The 537-nt window shown below is 31.5% G+C and carries 1 protein-coding gene; it reads right to left on the bottom strand.

Annotation, left to right across the window (positions count from 1 at the left end; all coding sequences use genetic code 11):
• Positions 1-179: 179 nt before the first annotated feature.
• The coding region (locus A5868_RS17260) for a helix-turn-helix domain-containing protein (protein WP_217867412.1) at positions 180-537 on the bottom strand (358 nt) is incomplete at its 5' end.

Raw genomic sequence — 537 nt, 5'->3', positions numbered from 1 at the left:
ATGATGAAGAATTCTCTATAGCTTCATAAATAATAATCATCATTGATATGTCTCTTATACACATCTAGATGTGTATAAGAGACAGGTCCACGATGCTTTCTAAAAGTTCTTGAATCTTCTTGCTGATAACTTCTCTCTTTTCCAAATTAAAGCTATTAAGACCTGTCTCTTATACACATCTAGATGTGTATAAGAGACAGTTCTAAAAGTTCTTGAATCTTCTTGCTGATAACTTCTCTCTTTTCCAAATTAAAGCTATTAAGACTATCAAATAGTTTGTTGGTTGCATTTTTACCGGAAGAGGGTAGAGTACTGAAAAAACTATCATAAGAGATTTCTAAAGCGTCTAAAATTTTGGAAAGTGTAGGAATGGTTAAGCCAAAGCGTCCATTCTCTAATTTGTTTATATATTTTGTATCCAAGCCAGCTAATTCAGAAAGTTTATCTTGACTGAAACCTTTATTGATTCTTTGCTGTTTCAATGCTTCTATTAGAATTTGATTTAAGTCCATCATGAGTACTCCTCTATTAATATAC

The sequence above is a fragment of the Enterococcus sp. 12F9_DIV0723 genome, from assembly GCF_002174375.1.
In the GTDB taxonomy this organism is placed as follows: domain Bacteria; phylum Bacillota; class Bacilli; order Lactobacillales; family Enterococcaceae; genus Enterococcus_A; species Enterococcus_A gilvus.
Note: the sequence above shows the minus strand (reverse complement) of the source record. Positions and strands in the feature narration are given on the sequence as shown.